Below are 18,671 nucleotides of genomic sequence, written 5' to 3' on the forward strand. Positions count from 1 at the left end.
GCGTGGACGCATGCAACACTGCTGGCCAGGGCCGATACCGGGCCGGAGCCCCCCGCGCCCCGGTGCGGCCATCACGACGCGGCCGCCTAGCGAACGAGGCCATGACCACCCCGCGCCCAACCCCGCCCCCCGCGGCCGGCCAGCTCATCGGCCGCGAACGCGACATCGCCGACCTGTGCCGAGTCGTCGGCGGCAACCGCCTTGTATCCCTCACCGGAACGGGCGGCATGGGCAAGACCCGCCTGGCCCTTCGCGTGAGCGAACTCGTCGCACAGCGCTTCGCCGGGGGTGTCCGGTTCGTGGACCTCGGTGAGGCGGCCTCGCCCGACCAGGTGGTACGCACCGTCGCCCGCTCGCTGCGGGTCCTGGAGAACAGCGAGAAACCGCCGCTGGACGCGATCATCACCAACCTGCGCGATCAGCGGGTCCTGGTGCTGCTGGACACGTGCGAGCGCGCGGTCGAACCGCTGGCCGACCTGTGCCGCGAGGTGCTCGCCTGCTGCCCGGGCGTGCACATCCTCGCCACCAGCCGCCAGCCGCTGCGCCTGTCCGGCGAGGCCGTCTGGCGCGTGCCCCCGCTGTCGCTGCCCCCGCCGCCGCGCTCAAGCGAGGACGGCTCCCGGCCCGCGATATCGCCCGACCACGCCCGCCGGTTCGAGGCCGTGCGGCTGTTCGCGACCCGCGCCCGCCAGGCCCGCCCGGCCTTCCGCCTGACGACCGAGAACGCCGACGACATCGTCAAGATCTGCCGGATGCTCGACGGCGTCCCGCTGGCCATCGAGCTCGCCGCCGCGCGCGTGCGGGTGCTGTCGGTCCAGCAGATCCTCGGCCGCCTCGACGACCGGTTCCGGTTGCTGGTGGCCTCTGACAGCGGACTGCCGGCCCGCCAGCGCACACTGCGCGCCGTCCTGGAATGGAGCCACCACCTGCTCAGCCATCCCGAGCAGGTGCTGCTGCGCCGCCTGACCGTGTTCGGCACCTGGAATCTGGAGCAGGCCGAGCGCGTGTGCGGGCACAGCGGGGTCGAACCCGGCGACGTGCTGGAACTGCTGTCCTCCTTGCTGGACAAGTCGCTGGTCATGCTCGACACCGAACTCGACGGCACCGTTTTCTACCGGATGCCCGACACGGTGCGCGCCTACGCCGCCGAGCGCCTGGCGGCGGCCGGCGAGGAGAGCGCCACCTGGCAGCGGTGCCTGGAGGAGGCCGTCGACAGGATGGAGGGGCTGGCCGCCGAGATCGCGCGGCCGCTGCCGTGGCCCCGCCGCCTGGAGCGCCTGAACCTTCTCGATCACCACCGCGAGAACATCGCGCGCCTGCTGACCTGGGCCCAGCGCAACGGCCGCGCCGAGGAAGGGCTGCGGCTGTGCGTCGCGCTGCGGCCCTACTGGTTCGTACGCGGACTGTTCATCGACGGCACCCGCTCGCTGCGCCAGCTGCTGTGGGTCTCCCCCGACACCCAGCCGCCGCGGGTGCGCGCCCGCGCTCTGGCGGTACACGCCGAGCTGTGCCTGGAGGTCGAAGGCGCCGGAACCGCCTCCTCCATCGCCGCCGACGCCCTGGAGACCGCACGCGGCTGCGACGACACCCCGGCCGAGGCGATCGCGCTGGGTGTACTGGCCGCCTCCGCACTGCGCATGGGCCAAGACGACGCCTGCAGCGCCAACGCCCATACGGCGCTGGCGGCCGCCGAGCAGGTGCCCGACCACTTCACCGAGGTCTCCGCGCTGGGCACGCTGGGGCGGCTGGCCCGCCGGCGCGGCGACACCTGCATCGCCGAGGGGTACCTGAAGCGCAGCATCGCGGTGGCCGAACGGCTGGACGACCGCTGGTGCGTGGCGCGCTGCCTGAACGGGCTGGGGGTGCTCTCCACCCAGCGCGGCGACCTGGAGACCGCCGCCGAACTGCTCGACCGCGCGATGCGCATCCTCACCGAGATGGGCGTCGCGCCGCAGAACGTCCGCTGCTCCGCGTCGATGGGCTATCTGGAACTGGCCCGCGGCGACACCTCCGGCGCCCGGCGCCGCTTCGCCGGGTCCCTGCGCATCAGCGCCGCCGCGGGCCGGCGCGGTGCGGTCGCGCGGGCGCTGGAGGCCCTGGCCGAGCTGGCGCTCGCCGAGGAGCAGGTCGAGCGCGCCGCCTCACTGGCCGGTGTGGCCGCGCGGCTGTACTCGGCGCTGCAGCAGCCCTCGCCGCGTGCCGAGCGGCTCTACGAGCGGGCCGAGCACGTGCTGACGGGCGACGTCGCCGACAAAGCGTGGAAGGCCTGGCGCACGCTGCCGCTGGACCAGGTCGTCGACCGGGCCGTGTCCTTCCCGGCGCCGCACAGGCCGCTGCCCTCGCTGCTGACCCGCCGCGAGCACGAGATCGCCGTCCTGATCGGCGAGCAGATGTCCAATCGGCAGATCGCCGAGGAGCTCACCATCAGCCAGGCGACCGCCGCCCGCCACATCGCCAACATCTTCCGCAAACTGCTGATCACCTCCCGCGCGGAACTCGCCGACTGGGTCCACGAGCACGGCCTGCAGGGCTGAAGCGCCCTCCCCAAGGACCGACCGGGCGGCGCCGCTTCGTCGTCCGGTTCCGCTGCCTGCGGCGATGCGATCGGCCTTCACCGATTCCGCCGTATCGCTTGCATACCGAGAGTGCACCTAATAAGACAGAGCCCTAGGCACGAGAGCACGCACCACCCCTGATCCCCGAGCCCGCCCTTACCCCCAGGCAAGGTGAGCGCGGTCCCCCGAACCGCCTACTCGCGTGAAGGCCATGGCACCTCAGACCGCGCCCGCGCGGCAGAATCTCCCCGTTGAATCCGACAGTCTCATCGGCCGCGACCGCGATCTGAGTGATCTGCTCAGGCTGCTGGAGGCCGACCGCGTGCTCACGCTGACCGGCGCCGACGGTGTCGGCAAGACCCGGTTGGCGCTGCGGCTGGCCGCCCAGGCCACTGCGTTCTTCTCCGACGGGGTGTGGCTGGCCGCCCTGGCCGACGCCGCCACACGCGCGGAGGTCGCCGCGCGGATCTGCGGCGCGCTGGGTATCACCGAGGAGGGCCGCCGCGACCCGTTGGAGACCCTCTGCGACGCGCTGCACGGGCGCCGCCTCCTGCTTGTACTCGACGGCGTCGACGGCGTGGCGCCCCATGTAGCCGAGATCGGTGCGCGGCTGGTGGCCTCCTGCCCCGCGGTTTCGCTGCTGACGACAGGGCGCGATCCGCTGCGCATCCGAGGCGAGACCGTGTGGCGCGTGCCGCCGCTGCCCGTGCCGCCGTCCGCCGAGGGCGCCGAGCCCGCCGCGGACGGTGCGATGCGGCTGTTCTTGGATCGGGCGCGCACCGCGGTTTCCGACTACGCCGAGGCCCCGGAGGAGCTGGCGGCCGTCAAGCGGATCTGCCGCCGCGTCGACGGCATCCCCCTGGCCGTCGAGTTGGCCGCCGCCTGGGCCGGGCGCATCGACGCCGAACGCATCGACGCCGGGCTGGCCGCTGCGCTGGAGAGCGCCGGTGCGGATGGGGAGGGCAACGGCTTCCCGCGCTCGCGGGTGCTGGACGCCGTCGTCGGCTGGAGCTACGGGCTGCTCAGCGGCCCCGAGCGCGCCCTGCTGCGCCGGCTGTCGGTCTTTCCCAACTGGTGCCTGGAGCTGGCCGAACAGGTCTGCGCGGACGCACCGCCGACCGAGCAGGGCCGCGCGGAGCCGCCGCTGGCCGAGGCCGAGGTCCTCGATCTGCTTTCCGCGCTGCTGGACCGATCGTTGATCACCCTGACCGGCGAGCACCAGAACCGGGTGCGCTACCGCCTGCCGGGGCCCGTGCGCGAGCACGCCCGCGCACGGCTGGCCGAGTCGGGCGAGCAGGAGGCCGTGCGCGTTCGGCACACCGCCCGGATGATCGCCGTCGCCGAGGACCTCGGCGGAGTGGCGCTGTCGAGCCACGCGATGCCGTGGAACGAGCGGTTCTCGTACTGGGACCGCGCGCTTGCCGAGTACGACAATCTGCGCACCGCCCTGCGCTGGTCGGCCCGGCACGGCCGCGTCCGCGACGGCCTGCGGATCTGCGCGGGGTTGCGGCCGCTGTGGTTCACGGGCTGCCAGTTCACCGAGGGCCGGGAATGGGCCGAGACCTTTCTGGCCATGGACGGCGGCTCGCAGGCGGACGACGACGGCGGCCCGAGCACCGATGCGCTGCGCGGGAAGGCCATGGTGCACCTGGTCGAGCTGTCCTGGCCGCGGAAGCGCTTCGACGAGGCCGCAGAGCAGGTGAGCCGGGGCGCGGCGCTGTGCCGTCCTGCAGGCGACGTGGCGTCGGTGTGCCTGGCGAAGACACTGCTGGCCATGCTCGCCGCTGTCCGCGGCGGCGATGCTGAAGCCCGCCGGCTCGTCGACGAGGTGCTGGAGCTCGCGCGTTCCTCGGGCGATCTGTGGCACGAGGCCATCGCACTCAACGTCGAGGGCTCGCTGAACGCCCGCGCCGGCGCCTTCGCCGAGGCGGAAGGGCGCTTCAACACCGCCCTGATGATCATGCGCGGCATGGACCACCGCTGGGGCGTGGGCACCACGCTCATGGCCCAGGGCGCGGTGGCCGAGGCCCAGGACGACGCGCAGACGGCCGACCGCTGCTACCGCGAGGCGATGGACATCCACCGCACCATCGGCGCCTTCCCGGAACTGGCCGCCTGTCTGGCGGGCGTGGGACGGATCGCCTCCCGGCTCGGGTCGGCGGCCCAGGCCTACGACTACCTCGGTGAGAGTCTGCAACTCAGCCACACCACCGGCCAGCGCGGCGGCGTCGCAGAAGCGCTCGCCTCGATCGCGAGGGTCGCCGAGCGGCAAGAGATGGCCACGGAGGCCGCACGGTGCGCCGGCGCGGCTTCCGCGCTGCTGGAGACCAGCGGCTGGTCCGGTCCCGGCTCGCCCCGGTTCCCGCTCTCCGCCGACACCTCAGGGGCCGGCACGTCCGATGAGACCCGCGCCTGGTGGGAGGAGGGCCGCCGGCTCGCCCTGGAGGAGGCGGTGGAGCTGGCCGCGAGCGTCGCCGAGTCCGGACGGATGCCGCGCACACGCCCGGCGCCGTCGCCCTCCTCGGCGACGCCGCGCACGGCGCTCACCCCCCGCGAAAGACAGATCGCTCAGCTCGTCGGCGAGGGCCGCAGCAACCGCGCCATCGCCGAGCGGCTGTTCATCGCCCCGGCCACGGTGGCGCGGCACGTCGCCAACATCAACCGCAAGATGGGCTTCAACTCCCGTCAGCAGATCGCCTCGTGGGTGACTCGGCACGCTCTCTCATCCTGAGCGCGACTGACCTGCGTCTCCGTTTACTACATAGCGGATTGCACGAAACTACATATGCAGGTGCACAGGTTTATGCATGTGCAAACGCTCGGTAAAACGCTAGAGTCGGAGACATCGGATCGCGTCCGGGAACAAAGTCCCTAGCGGACGACGAGGACGCGGCACGAACCCCGGGGGTGATTCTCCGGGAAACGCCGTGGATGCCGCGCCGGCGGCAGGTCCCGACCGAGCCCTGCTTCGTGCCGATCGGGGGCGAGGGATCGGGACGCCGGCCGCGGGCGGTCCACGGTGGACGCTGGAAACCCGTGCGGGGTCTTGGGCGCGCAGAGGGGAGGCGCCCACGGCACCGACCGCACGGGGAGTGCCGGGCTCGTCACGTGGAGGGGGCGTGACGAGCCCGGCCGCGAACGCGAGATGGGGGACCGATGAGGGCCGAGGGCTCCGACGACGACCGACCGCCCTTCCTCGGCGGCGCAGCGCCGGTGGGGTCGCTCACCGGCGGCCTGCTGGCCCGGCTGCGCCGCACCGAGGCCCGTCCGACCGTGTCCGGCAGCGGGGGCACCGCGATCGCGGGCGTGGATTTCGCCGCCACGGTCGAGCGGGCCGCCGCAGGGCTGGTGCGGCGGGGCATGTGCCCCGACGACATCATCGGCGTCCTGGCACCGGTCGGCCCGGACCGGCTGACCGCCGTCTACACGGTCATGGCGATGGGCGGGCTGGCCCTGCCGCTGGACCTCGACTCCGACCTGGAGACCATCACCGACATCCTCACCACCGTGGACGCCCGGATGGTCCTGGTGAGCGCGCCGCTGGCGGGCATCGCCCGTGAGCTGGCCGACCGCTCACGGGTGCGCCAGGTGGTCGCCTTCGGCGACGCGCCCGAGACCACTCCGTTCAGCGAGCTTTTGCAGCCCAGCCCCGACGGCAGCGGCTACGACCCCGCGCGCGGGCTCTTCGACAACGGCATCCTGAGTTGCTCCGCCGGGGTGTCGGGGATCGAGAGCACCCTGCACGGCCACCGCGAACTGCTGGGCAGGTTCCACACCGTCAGCCGCGAGCTCGCGCTGACCTGCCGGGACGTCGTCGTGCTCGACGCCGGATCCGACGAGTCGGAACGCGCCGTGCTCGGTGCCGCCGCGCTGTGGGCCGGCGCCTCGGTGATCACCACGGCCGCCGACGACGATCCCGGGATCACGGCCGTGGCCGACGCCCACGCCGCCACCGTGCGATGCTCGCCGGTCCCCCACCGCGTCGCCGTTCGGCACGCCGCGGGCTGAAGAAGGGCCCGGCCTTCAGGCTTCGCGGTCGACGTCGATCTCGAACCACGCCACGTGCGTGGTGTCGGTCCAGTACTCCCCGCTGCGGGTGGTGCAGCTCTCGATGATGAGCTTGCCGCGCCCGTAGTCGTCGGTGTCGCCGCGGTCGGCGTCGCCGGAGCCGGGCGCCTGGTTCTTCTCGCCCTGGTCGGCGACGGCGACCCGCACGCGATCGCGGCCCGAGCGGATGAACAGGGTCATCACGCCGCCGGTCTGGCCCGAGCGGGAGTGCAGCAGCGCATTGGTGGCCAGCTCGCTGGAGGCCAGTTCGGCGTCCTCCAACACGGGCTGCGGCGGCTTGGAACGCTCCAGGAACTCCCGCACACGGGCGCGGATCGAGCGCACGGCGGTCAGGTTGCCGACGCAGCTCCACACCGTGTGGTCGGTGGCGGCTCCGGTCTCCTCGCTCGCCTCCAAGGCGCCGGCCTCGGCCTCGATCGCCTCAGCGGGATCCTCGGCGCTCTCGTGCCCGTAGGCGCCGGAGCGGAGGTCGGCGGCGGCCGTGTCGGCAGCGGCGTGTTCGCGGAGTCGCTGCGAATCACTCATTCCCGTCTCACTCCCCATCACCACCGGGCGACAGCCGACGGCCTCACCTTAGACAACGCCACACCTCCACCAGGACAGCACATCCGGCCGCGGTGACTCCCGCATACCCCGCACAACACGGCCCCGTGTCGGCCCGAATCGATTCGGGGGAGGCCGACGCAACCTCAGAGGGACCCTTTGACCTGCCCATTCATGGTACGCGCCACTGCGGCGTGCCTGTGCGGCCTTCGCGGGTCCCCTCCTCGAACCGGCAACCGGGCCACCAGGACACGATCCGGTGAACGAGGTGACAGACGCCCTTCCAGCAACGATAATCGTTTCCATTACCGTGTGTGCCGCCGCGGCGGCGCCGCGCTGTAGGAATCCAACCCGTCACCGGACACCCGGGAGGCCACCTGTGAAGATCGCATTCGCCGGCAAGGGCGGCAGCGGCAAGACGACGCTTTCGGCCCTGTTCACCCGCTACCTGGCGGCCGCGGGCGCCGAGGTCGTCGCCGTGGACGCCGACATCAACCAGAACCTGGGCGCGGCCCTGGGGCTGGCGCCCGACGATCTGGCGCGGATCCCGCCGCTGGGTTCGCACCTGTCGGAGATCAAGGAGATCCTGCGCGGCAGCAACCCGCGCATCGCCTCGGCCGACGCCATGATCAAGACCACACCGCCCGGGCGCGGCTCGCACTTGCTGGACATGACGCCCGCCAACCCGATCCACCGCCGCTTCGGCCATCCCGCCGCAGGAGCGACGCTCATGGTCACCGGCCCCTTCAGCACGGACGACCTGGGCGTGGCCTGCTACCACTCCAAAGTCGGCGCCGCCGAGATGTACCTGAACCACCTGGTCGACGGTCCCGGCGAGTACGCGGTGGTCGATCTGACCGCCGGTGCCGACTCCTTCGCCTCAGGCCTGTTCACCCGCTTCGACGTCACCTTCCTGGTGGCCGAGCCCACCTTGCGCGGCGTCGGCGTCTACCGCCAGTACGCCGACTACGCCCGCGACCACGACGTGGAGATCCGCGTCATCGGTAACAAGGTGCAGGACGAGGGCGACGTGGAGTTCCTGCGCGAGCACGTGGGTTCGGCGCTGTCGGCGTGCTTCGGGCACTCGTCCTTCGTGCGCGCCATGGAGAAGGGCCGCCACCCCGACCTGGCGGAGTTGGAGGACGACAACGCCAAGACGCTGGCCTGGATGCGCGACAGCGTCGACACCGCACCCAAGGACTGGGCCCGGTTCACCCGGCAGAGCGCGGAGTTCCACGCGCGCAACGCCCGCGCGTGGGCCAACACGACGACCGGGACCGATCTGGAGGCGCAGATCGATCCGGAGTTCGTGATGGGTCCGGAGGCGCTGGAGGCCCAGCGCGCCTAGGTGTTCCCTGGCGCGGGGGGTACCGCCGGGGGCGGGCCCCCTCTCATCCCCGTGACCGGCCGCAGCACCGGCCGACGGTCTCCGGCTCCACTTCGGTGGGGGCGCCGGTGATCGGCGCGATCGGTGCCGACGACGACCGTGGCCGGGTACTGCGCGGCGAGAGGTCCCTCGTCGGCGTCGACGGCGTGTGCCATGGCGGCCTCGGTGCCGACCTGCCGCCCCCGCTGTCCCTAGAACAGCACCGAACGCACCGCCCCGACCTCGCGGAAGCCCACACTGCGGTAGGCCGCGCGCGCGGGGGCGTTGTAGTCGTTGACGTAGAGGGTCACCCGCGGGGCGATCTCGGCGAGGGCGTACTGCACGACAGCGGCCATGCCGGTGATGGAAAGGCCGCGCCCGCGGAGCTCGGGGTGCACCCACACGCCCTGCACCTGGCAGGCGTGCTCGGTGACGGCTCCGATCTCGGCCTTGAACACGATGCGGCCGTCCTCGATGCGGGCGAAGGCGCGGCCGGTGCGCACCAGCTCCTCGATCCGGGCGCGGTAGAGCGAGCCGCCGTCGCCGGCGTCGGGCGGGACGCCGACCTCCTCGGTGAACATGGCCACGCACGCCGGCAGCAGGATGCCGATCTCGCTGGGACGCACCCGGCGCACCTGGGGATCGGCGTCGACGGCGGGCGGCCGGGAGATCTCCATGACGGGCTGGCGTTCGCGGATGGCCCGAGCCGGCCCCCATGCGGGGCTGAGCCGGTTCCACAGGTCGGCGACGGCGTCGACGGGGCCGACGATGGAGGAGCAGCGCCGGCCCTGCCACCGCGCGTGCTCGGAGAACTGGCGGATGGCGTCGGGCCCGGCGTTGACCGGGACCAGGTTGGCGCCGGAGTAGCACAGCGCGGTGATGCGGCCGCCTTCGATGTATCCCCACAGTTCGGCGCCGAGGCGGCCGGAGTCGATGCCGGCGCTGCGCAGTCGCGAGCTGACGAAGACGTTTCCCACGGGGTCGGCGTCGAGCAGAGCCCGGACGGAGTCGCGATCGCCTTCGTCGAGTACACGCACCGATGAGGTCCGCAGCACCTGCATCACCCCGTCCGGTTGCAGGCGGTCCCGCCGCATGCGCGCGGCCGCCGGGTGGCGGCCCGGAAGGTCGGTCCCGCGCCGTGAACAGTCATGTTCCTCGCCTCCCAGACTAAACGACCCCGGAGGCGATGCCGCTCCCGGTGCGGATGCGGTCCGCGCGCGCGGCGGGCGGCCGGGCGCGCGGGTGTCGGCTGCCGACCGCGGCGGCCGGTCACCACGGCAGGAGGGGGTACGGCGCGGCCTGCGGTTCGCGCGTGTCACCGCCGGAGGAGCCGCCCGGGTCGGACGGTTCGGGAGCGGGCGCGGCGGGGCAGGCGAGGTCGGGTTCGCCGGACTCGTCCGCGGCCGGGGGCAGGCTCCCCTCGCTCAGGTAGTCGGTGAGCGCTCCGTCGACGCAGGGGTTGCCGCCCAGTGAGACGCCGTGGGAGAGCCCGCCCTGCTCGACGACGAGCCGGGCGCCGGGGAATCGGGCGCGCATGGCGAAGGCGCCCTTCACGGGTGTGGCGCCGTCCTCGCTCGCCTGGACGAGCAGGGCGTCGTCCACGGCGCCGCCGTCGACCTCGAACCAGGTGCGGCTCGGCGCGGACCAGGACGCACACGGCATGTTGTACCAGGTGTTGTTCCAGGCGTGGAAGGGTGCGTCAGCGTGGGTATCGGCGCCGTCCTCCAGCCACGTGCGCGGGTCCTGCGGCCAGTGGGAGTCGGTGCACTGCGTGGCGAGGTAGGGGCCGTAGGAGGCGTCGTCCTCGGGGCTCTCGCCGTACTTCTCGTGCGCGGCCACGAGGGCGGTGCTGTCGCCTTCGGCGTGGTCGGCCAGGGCGTCGGCCAGGTCGGGCCAGGTGGACGTGCTGTAGGCGGCGGCGAGGTAGGCGCTCTCCAGCTCGGCGGGGCCCGCGACGCCCTCGGCGGGGCGCTCGGCGAGCCCGGCGCGGGCGTCGTAGTAAGCGGCGGCGGTCTCGCCGGGAGTGCTGCCCAGGCCGTAGGCGTCGTCGTGGCGGGCGGTCCAGGCGAAGAAGTTCTGCGCGGCGCCGTCGAGCGAGCGGCTCTGCCGCAGGTTGCTCTCGAACCAGGGACGGCCGGGGTGCACGACGCTGTCCAGCACGAGGCGGCGCACCCGGTCGGGGTGGAGCGTGGCGTAGACCGCGCCCAGCAGACTGCCGTAGGAGTAGCCGAGGTAGTCGATGCGCTCCAGGCCCAGTGCCTGCCGGATGGCGTCGATGTCGGCGGCGGAGTCGGCGGTGGTCATGTTCTCCAGCAGCGGAGCGGGAGAGTCGGCGCAGGCCGCGGCGTAGTCCGCGGCGCGCTCCGCAAGCCGGGAGGAGTCGGCGGGCGTCGCGGGCACGGTGTCGGGGCGGGGCGGTTCGAAGTGGGCGGGGTCGCAGGAGACGGCGGGGGTGCTCGCGCCGGTGCCGCGGGGATCGAAGCCGACGACGTCGTAGTGGTCGCGGAGGTCGGCGGGCAGCGAGGCCGCGGTGCGAGCGGCCCACAGGCGGCCGGGGCTGCCCGGTCCGCCGGGGTTGACCACCAGGGTTCCCCTGCGCTCGGCGCGTGCGGCCACCCGGGAGAGCGCGAGTTCGGCCGTCGCGCCGTGCGCGCCGGGCTCGTCGCGGTCGAGGGGGACGCTCAGGCGAGCGCAGCGCACCGCACTGTCACCGGGGACTTCCAGGCCGGTGCACTCGCCCCAGTCCAACCGCTGCCGCACGCCGGTGTCGGCCGCGGCCGGCCCCGGCACCAGGACGGCGGCGGCAACCAGGGCCGCCGCGGCCACCCACCGGGAAGAAGCCACGCCCATCCCCCTCCGACGCAGTGTCATCGAATGAATTCTCTCCGTGTTCGGCATGGACACGCGGAAGCGACACGGTATGGGCCGCGCGCGGGACCGCAGGGCTTCCCATGGGGAAAAGCGGGCCCCGGCGGGCACGGTGCCCGCCGGGGTCCGCGAGAGAGCCGGGCGGCTCGGCTCCGGGCCGCGCTCAGACGGCCGGGAGGACGCCGCCGGTCAGCCTGCGATGGAGACCGAGGGCTCGCCGGGCTCGGCGCCCTCGTTCTCCATCTCCTCGGCGATGCGCTGGGCCTCGTCGATCAGCGTCTCGACGATCTGGGCCTCGGGGACGGTCTTGACGACCTCGCCCTTGACGAAGATCTGGCCCTTGCCGTTGCCCGAAGCCACACCCAGGTCGGCGTCGCGGGCCTCACCCGGGCCGTTGACCACGCAGCCCATGACGGCCACGCGCAGCGGGACCTCCATGCCCTCCAGCCCAGCGGTGACCTCGTCGGCCAGCTTGTAGACGTCGACCTGCGCGCGCCCGCAGCTGGGGCAGGAGACGATCTCCAGGCCCCGCTCGCGCAGGCCCATCGACTCCAGGATCTGGTTGCCGACCTTGACCTCCTCGGCCGGAGGCGCCGACAGCGACACCCGGATGGTGTCGCCGATGCCCTCCGACAGCAGGGCGCCGAAAGCCGCCGCCGACTTGATGGTGCCCTGGAAGGCGGGCCCGGCCTCGGTGACGCCCAAGTGCAGCGGGTAGTCGCACTTCTCGGCGAGCAGACGGTAGGCGTTGATCATCACGACAGGGTCGTTGTGCTTGACCGAGATCTTGATGTCGCGGAAGCCGTGCTCCTCGAACAGCGAGCACTCCCACAGCGCGGACTCCACCAGCGCCTCGGGCGTGGCCTTGCCGTGCTTCTCCAGCAGCCGCTTGTCCAGCGAACCGGCGTTGACCCCGATGCGGATGGGCACACCGGCGTCGCTCGCGGCCTTGGCGATCTCGCCGACGCGGTCGTCGAACTTGCGGATGTTGCCGGGATTGACGCGCACAGCGGCGCAGCCGGCCTCGATCGCCGCGAAGACGTACTTGGGCTGGAAGTGGATATCGGCGATGACCGGAATCTGGGACTTCTTGGCGATGATCGGCAGGGCCTCGGCATCGTCGGCGCTGGGCACGGCGACGCGCACGATCTGGCATCCCGAGGCGGTGAGCTCGGCGATCTGCTGGAGCGTGGAGTTGATGTCGGATGTGACGGTGGTCGTCATCGACTGCACGGAAACGGGGGCGTCCCCACCGACCGGGACATTGCCGACCATGATCTGCCGCGATTGCCGCCGCTGAGCCAGCGGGCGGGGTCGGGCGGCGGGGATTCCAAGATCGACGGTCACGCGTTTTCACCTCACGGCTGCCGGGGGCTCGGCCGGCAGCATCGTTAGAAGTCGGTTTGAAATCTGGGCAGCGGACAGCGGAGAGCCGCCGCCGGGGGCGCCGGATCGGACTCCGGGCGCTCCGACACGCTGACAAGGCTACCCGTATCGAGTGGGACGTTACGCCCTGGCCAAGAGAACAGAGGGTGACCGTTCGCAGCGTGATTGCGGTGATTCGCCCCGCATTTCGATTCCGAAGATCACCGGCGGAGCGGGGCAAGGCGGATGCGTGGTTCCGAGGTACGGCGATCACTGCGGCCCCACGGGCCTCATGCGCAACAGGCGACACGATAGCGGGAGCAGGGAGGCATCGTCGACACGGCCGACGTTTCATGGCGATACGGGGCACCGGCGACCGGGCGCCGTCGTCATTGCGTGAGGCGCACCGGATTGACCACGTCGGCGACCAGCAGCATCAGGCTGAAGACCACGAAGCAGGCCACCACGACGTAGGCCACGGGCATCAGCTTGGCCACGTCGAAGGGCCCCGGGTCGGGCCGCCGGAACAGCCGCGCCAGGCCCCGGCGCACCGACTCCCACAGCGCGCCGAAGATGTGCCCGCCGTCCAGCGGCAGGATCGGCACCATGTTCAGAGCGAACAGGAACAGGTTGACCCCGGCGAGCATGTTGGCGAGGAACACGACGCGGTCGGTCATCGGGATCGGCTGGGAGAGAACCTCGCCGCCGATGCGCGAGGCGCCCACGATCCCCACCGGAGAGTCGACGGTGCGCTGCTCGCCCATGAACGCCGCGCGGAAGACGTCGTCGACCTTGCCGGGCAGGCCGATCAGGGCGTCGACGACGCCCACGACCGACTCCCACATCCGCTCGGCGGACTGGGCCGGGGTCAGCGGCTCGCGCTCCTGGGCGAAGGTGATGCCCAGGAACCCCGCCGTCTCCATGGCCGGCACGCGGAAACCGCGCTCGTCGGTGACCGGCTCGCCGTCGGAGTCGGTCTTGTAGGCGACCTCGCCGTCGTCGTCGCGCGCTACCACCTGGTTCTCGATGAGGTCGGCCGTGACCGTGCGGGGGCCGCCGTCGCGCTCGACGGTGATGTCGGTGGGCCCGATGTTGCGCTTGATGGCGGTGTTGGCCTCGTGCCAGTCGTCGACCGGCTCGCCGGCCACGCCCACGATCTCGTCGCCGGGACGGATGCCGGCCTCCATGGCCGGGCTGGGCTCGGCGCCGGGCGGGCAGTCGGTGCTGGCGGCGTCGGCGGGCAGCACGCACTTGGACACGCTGTTCACCGTCGTGGTGTTCTGCGGCACGCCGATGCCCATCATGATGGCGGCGAACAGCACCACGGCCAGGATCACGTTCATCCCCGGCCCGGCCCCCATGACGATGATCCGCTTCCAGGGCGGGCGCTGGTAGAACTGGCGGTTCTCGTCGCCGGGTTCGAGCTCGACGGTGTTGGCCTCGCGGGCGTCCTCGATCATCGCCCGCCAACGCGACAGGGGCTTGGCCGAGGTCTCGCGGGGTTTGTCCGCGGGCGGGATCATGCCCACCAGCCGCACGAAGCCGCCCAGCGGCACGAGCTTGATGCCGTACTCGGTGTCGCCCCACGTGCGCGACCAGAGGGTCTTGCCGAAGCCGACCATGTACTGGGTGCAGCGGATGCCGAACATCTTGGCGGTGGCGAGGTGGCCCAGCTCGTGCCAGGCGATGGAGAAGAGCAGTCCCAGGAAGAACAGCACGATCCCCGCGGCGGTCAATAGCGTGACCATGGACCTCTCCCCGTACCTCTCGTCATACCGCCCGCGTGATCAGCTCCCGGGCGCGGCGGCGCGCCCATTCGTCGGCCGCATACAGCTCGGCCAACGAGAGATCGGACGCGGCGACCCCCACCCGATGCTCTGAGACTACCTGTGCCACCGTGTCCACGATGGCGGGGAATGCCAGGGTTTCACCGAGGAACGCGGCCACCGCCTCTTCGTTGGCGGCGTTGTAGACCGCGGGGGCGGTGCCGCCGGCCGAGCCGACCTCGCAGGCCAGCGACACGGCGGGGAAGGCGTCGTCGTCGAGCGGGGCGAAGGTCCAGGTGTGGGCGCTGGTCCAGTCGATGGGCGGAGCGGCGGCCCCGACGCGCTCGGGCCAGCCGATGCCGTAGGCGATGGGGATGCGCATGCTGGGCGGGCTGGCCTGGGCCAGGGTCGAGCCGTCGACGTATTCGACCATCGAGTGGATCACCGACTGCGGGTGCACCACCACCTCGATGCCGTCGAAGGGGATGTCGAAGAGCAGGTGGGCCTCGATGACCTCCAGCCCTTTGTTGACCAGCGTGGCCGAGTTCACGGTGATCACCGGGCCCATGTCCCACGTCGGATGGTTCATGGCCTCGGCGGGTGTCACACCGGCGAGCTCCTCGCGGGTACGGGCCCGGAAGGGGCCGCCGCTGGCGGTGATGACCAGCCGGCGGACCTCGTCCAGCGGGGCGGCGACCTGGCCTTGGGCGAGGCTGGAAAGCGCGCCCGGCGCGGCCCGCGGGAAACACTGGGCCAGCGCGAAGTGCTCGGAGTCGACCGGCACGATCTGGCCGGGCTCGGCGGCCTCGCGCACCAGCGGCCCGCCGATGATCAGCGACTCCTTGTTGGCCAGCGCCAGCAGCCGCCCGGCCCGCAGCGCCGCCAGCGTGGACTCCAGCCCCAGCGCTCCGGTGATGCCGTTGAGCACGACGTCGCACTGCCAGGCCGCGAGTTCGGCCACGCCCTCGGACCCGGCCAGGACCTTGGCCGAGGACCCGCACTCGCGCAGGCGCGCGGACACGTCGCCGACCGCGCGCTCGTCGGCCACGGCCACCGCCTCGACGCCCAGCGCGGCGGCCTGGTGTGCCAGCACGTCGGGCCGACCGCCGCCGGCGGCCAGACCCACGACGCGGAAGCGGTCGGGTTCGGCGGTGACGACCTCGATCGCCTGGGTTCCGATGGAGCCGGTGGAGCCGAGGATCACGACCTCGCGCCGGCGCTTGGCAGGGACGTCCGCAAGTAGCTGCTCCGCGATTCGCACACCGCCATTGTCGCCCATCGCGGCAGCTCCGACGGAGCGCCGTCCACAAGAGCGAGCGGCGTCACGGACCCGGGCCGTCCGTCCGACCCGCCATACTTTCCCAAAGTAGTCACTCGATTACACAAAGTATGGCATGATCCGGGGCCATGCGCTCACCCGCCTCCCACAAACTCATCGCCTCCCTGCTCGGCGCGGTCACGGCGCTGACCGGGCCGTCCGGGGCTCAGCCCGGGAACGATCCCGCCGACCACGGCGGGGCCGGTGCTTCGCCCGAAGCCGTCGCCCCCTCGTCCCAGCAGGCACAGGACCGAACCGAGCCCGCCGAACGCGAGCACGGGGCCGTGCGCCAGGCCGCCGCCGTGGGCGACCACGAGCACCGCGCGGTCCTGGACTACTGGAGCCCTCAGCGCATGGCCGAGGCGGAGCCGCTGATCCCCGCGCTCGACGATCTGGCCGACAGCGTCCTGCCGGAGGCGTCCGACCAGCAGGCGGCCGGGGACTCCTCCAGCGCCGGCCGGCCCTGGACCGGCGGGGGACGCGTGGCCGCGACCACCGGCAAGGTCTTCCTCACGATGAACGGGCGGGACTTCACCTGCTCCGCCGCTGTCGTCTCGGCCGACAACCGCGAAACCGTCCTCACCGCCGGGCACTGCCTCAAGGACGGCTCCGGCCCCTGGGCCGAGAACTGGGCGTTCGTCCCCGGATACGACGACGGCGAGAGCCCGAACGGGCGCTACACCGCACGGCAGATGTTCGTGGCACCGCAGTGGTCGAACGGGCCCGACGACAGCTACGACTTCGGCATGGCGGTGCTCAACCGCTCGGACGGCGAACACGTCCAGGACCGCGTCGGCGCCCAGCCCATCGCTTTCAACACCGAGCCCGACGATCCCACCTACGCGTTCGGCTACCCGGCGACCGGCAGGTTCGAGGGGCGCCGGCTGCACTACTGCTCGGGCCGCACCGTGGAGGACGACGGCGGCACCACCGCTGAGGGCATGGCCTGCTCCATGACCGAGGGCTCCAGCGGCGGGCCGTGGCTGAGCGGCTTCGACCGGGAGTCGGGCACCGGCACCGTGGTCTCGGTGATCAGCTTCAAATACGCCGACGACACCCGCACCCAGTACGGCCCCCACCTGGGCGAAGCCGCCCGCAAGCTCTTCGAGCGCGCCCAGTCGTACTAGCCGGGGCGGCGGGGGCACCGGGAGCCCGCGGCCCCCGCCGCCCGCCGGAGACGCTTCGCGGCGCCCGCTTTCCGTCGGCCGCCGAGCCCACGCCGCCCGTGCCGAGGGGAGCCGGGCCGCCGGTGGCGCATCTCAGGCGTGCGGGGCGCCCGGCCCGGTCGACGTCTCGTGCGGCGCCGACCGGGTCCCGCTCTCAGGTCCGCGAATCCGCGGCCGGGGCGGGCCGGCGGCGGCCGAAGTACAGCAGGCCCAGCAGGAGCGAGGCCGCCAGCAGCACGGCCATCACGACGAGCAGCGGCACGGGCCCGAACTGCAGGATCAGCGGGATCGCGGCCGCGGTGACCAGGCCGCCGCCGAAGAACGGTTCGAAAATGAGCTGCTTGTAGCCGAAGGCGGGATAGGCGGGGGTGCGCAGCTCCGGGTCGGCCACCCGCATCAGGATCAGCCCGGTGGCGGTCACGCCCAGCGACTGGCCCAGGTCGCCGATGCCGCGCTCGAACCAGTAGTCCGGCAGCATCCGCGGCGCCAGGAACAGGAACACGGCGATGCAGTAGGTGACGCCGACCAGTGCCAGCAGCAGGAACGGAACGAAGTTGGCGGCCAGCACCTGCAGCGACAGGGTGCCCAGAGCCGAGATGATCAGCGCGTCCAGCGAGAAGCCCTGGATACGCTCGATCATCTGCCGGTCGACCACCTGCAGCCGGTCGACGCGGTCGATGACGATCTGCATGACGATCCCGCCGATCATCGCCAGCGGGAACAGGGGCACGTACTCGAACAGCTCGATGGTGTCGGCCCACAGCGCGGCCTCCAACGCCTGCAGGCCCCACAGCAGCAGCTGCCCGATGATGACGGCGATCGCCAGCAGCCCGAAGTGCAGAGCCAGCGGCTCGATCGAGGAGGGGTGCACGGTCAGCGTCGCCGCCGCCGTGCGGTTCTCACGCTCGACCACGCCCATCCGCTCGGTCACCGACGGCGTGGCGGATGCGGAGAGCTCGGCGGTGCGTCCGGTGCGCACGCCCCAGTTGATCAGGACGATCCCGGCGATGATGCCGGTGAGCAGACCGATGGTGGCCATGCCCAGCGCCAGGTCTTCGCCCTCGGGAAAGCCCGCCTGCTCGAAGGTCTCGTTGAGGCCGGCCGCGGTGCCGTGGCCGCCCTCGAAGCCGATCTCGATCAGTGCGCCGGTGAGCGGCGGCAGGCCGAACACCGGCCCCAGTACCAGCAGTGCCAGCAGCAGGCCCACGACGTACTGCCCGGTACCGAAAGCGAACCCCAGCGTGATCTGCGGCCCCGCGAGGCGCCCGGCCTCGCGCACGTTGGGGATGCGCTGGCCGAGGAAGAGTCCGGCGAAGACGAGGGAGATCAGCAGCCCCGGAAGGGCGCTCCAGACCTCCATCACGCCGCTTCCCCACAGGCCGCCCTCGGTGAAGCGGTCGGTGCCCAGCGCCGCGGCGATGCGCCCGAAGACGTCGGGACCCAGCAGCAGCGCGATGCCGCCGCCGATGATCGAACTGGGGAGGAAGAGCCGCTGCGCCAGCTTCCACCGCACGCGGATCAGCTTGGCCACCAGCAGCACGACTCCGATGAGCAGGAGCGCGAAACCGATCGCTTCGGGTGACATCAGATGCCCGCAATTCCTTTCCCGCGAGGAGGTGTCGCCGACGGGCCCGCCGCGGCGGGCGGGACCCTTCG

12 protein-coding genes are annotated in these 18,671 nt (G+C 72.3%); 5 read left to right on the forward strand and 7 right to left on the reverse strand.

Going from position 1 to position 18,671, the window contains the following annotated elements; genetic code table 11:
* The first annotated feature begins 101 nt into the window (after nt 1-101).
* From LP52_RS14260 to LP52_RS14270, 3 genes are all read left to right on the forward strand, one after another.
* On the forward strand, nt 102-2,534 hold the full coding sequence (locus LP52_RS14260; protein WP_040273972.1) for a LuxR C-terminal-related transcriptional regulator: 2,433 nt from the start codon (nt 102-104) through the stop codon (nt 2,532-2,534).
* A gap of 232 nt (nt 2,535-2,766) precedes the next feature.
* Complete coding sequence (locus LP52_RS14265; RefSeq protein ID WP_040274081.1) at nt 2,767-5,286, forward strand: ATP-binding protein; 2,520 nt, start codon at nt 2,767-2,769, stop codon at nt 5,284-5,286.
* Between the two features lie 425 nt (nt 5,287-5,711).
* Nucleotides 5,712-6,563, forward strand: a complete 852-nt coding sequence (locus LP52_RS14270) for an AMP-binding protein (protein ID WP_052809836.1) — start codon at nt 5,712-5,714, stop codon at nt 6,561-6,563.
* A gap of 15 nt (nt 6,564-6,578) precedes the next feature.
* On the opposite strand, the gene LP52_RS14275 is transcribed toward LP52_RS14270, so the two are convergent.
* A complete protein-coding gene (locus LP52_RS14275; RefSeq protein WP_040273974.1) occupies nt 6,579-7,148 on the reverse strand; it encodes an ATP-binding protein in 570 nt (189 codons plus the stop codon).
* 397 nt (nt 7,149-7,545) lie between these two features.
* Between LP52_RS14275 and LP52_RS14280 the strand changes: the two genes are divergently transcribed.
* Nucleotides 7,546-8,514, forward strand: coding sequence for an ATP-binding protein (locus LP52_RS14280; RefSeq protein ID WP_040273975.1), 969 nt, complete (start codon nt 7,546-7,548; stop codon nt 8,512-8,514).
* Between the two features lie 230 nt (nt 8,515-8,744).
* On the opposite strand, the gene LP52_RS14285 is transcribed toward LP52_RS14280, so the two are convergent.
* From LP52_RS14285 to dxr, 5 genes are all read right to left on the reverse strand, one after another.
* Nucleotides 8,745-9,587 (reverse strand): GNAT family N-acetyltransferase, encoded by an 843-nt coding sequence (locus tag LP52_RS14285; protein WP_040274082.1) that lies wholly within the window; start codon nt 9,585-9,587, stop codon nt 8,745-8,747.
* A gap of 214 nt (nt 9,588-9,801) precedes the next feature.
* Nucleotides 9,802-11,382 carry an alpha/beta hydrolase gene (locus LP52_RS14290; protein WP_052809837.1) on the reverse strand — a complete coding sequence of 527 codons (1,581 nt, stop codon included), beginning with the start codon at nt 11,380-11,382 and terminating at the stop codon, nt 9,802-9,804.
* Nucleotides 11,383-11,589: 207 nt separating this feature from the next.
* The gene (gene ispG, locus LP52_RS14295; protein WP_040273977.1) at nt 11,590-12,747 is read right to left on the reverse strand and encodes a flavodoxin-dependent (E)-4-hydroxy-3-methylbut-2-enyl-diphosphate synthase; all 1,158 of its coding nucleotides are present in this window, start codon (nt 12,745-12,747) and stop codon (nt 11,590-11,592) included.
* A 407-nt stretch (nt 12,748-13,154) separates the two neighbouring features.
* Complete coding sequence (locus tag LP52_RS14300) at nt 13,155-14,513, reverse strand: M50 family metallopeptidase (protein ID WP_040273978.1); 1,359 nt, start codon at nt 14,511-14,513, stop codon at nt 13,155-13,157.
* A gap of 22 nt (nt 14,514-14,535) precedes the next feature.
* Entirely contained in the window at nt 14,536-15,735 is a 1,200-nt protein-coding gene (gene dxr, locus LP52_RS14305; protein WP_040274084.1) for a 1-deoxy-D-xylulose-5-phosphate reductoisomerase, read from the reverse strand.
* 203 nt (nt 15,736-15,938) lie between these two features.
* Between dxr and LP52_RS14310 the strand changes: the two genes are divergently transcribed.
* On the forward strand, nt 15,939-16,976 hold the full coding sequence (locus tag LP52_RS14310; protein WP_040273980.1) for a trypsin-like serine peptidase: 1,038 nt from the start codon (nt 15,939-15,941) through the stop codon (nt 16,974-16,976).
* A 193-nt stretch (nt 16,977-17,169) separates the two neighbouring features.
* Here LP52_RS14310 and LP52_RS14315 read toward each other — a convergent pair whose 3' ends face one another.
* Complete coding sequence (locus LP52_RS14315) at nt 17,170-18,600, reverse strand: sodium/glutamate symporter (RefSeq protein WP_040273981.1); 1,431 nt, start codon at nt 18,598-18,600, stop codon at nt 17,170-17,172.
* Between the last annotated feature and the right edge of the window lie 71 nt (nt 18,601-18,671).

It is taken from the genome of Streptomonospora alba, from assembly GCF_000826685.1.
GTDB classification, from domain to species: Bacteria; Actinomycetota; Actinomycetes; order Streptosporangiales; family Streptosporangiaceae; genus Streptomonospora; species Streptomonospora alba.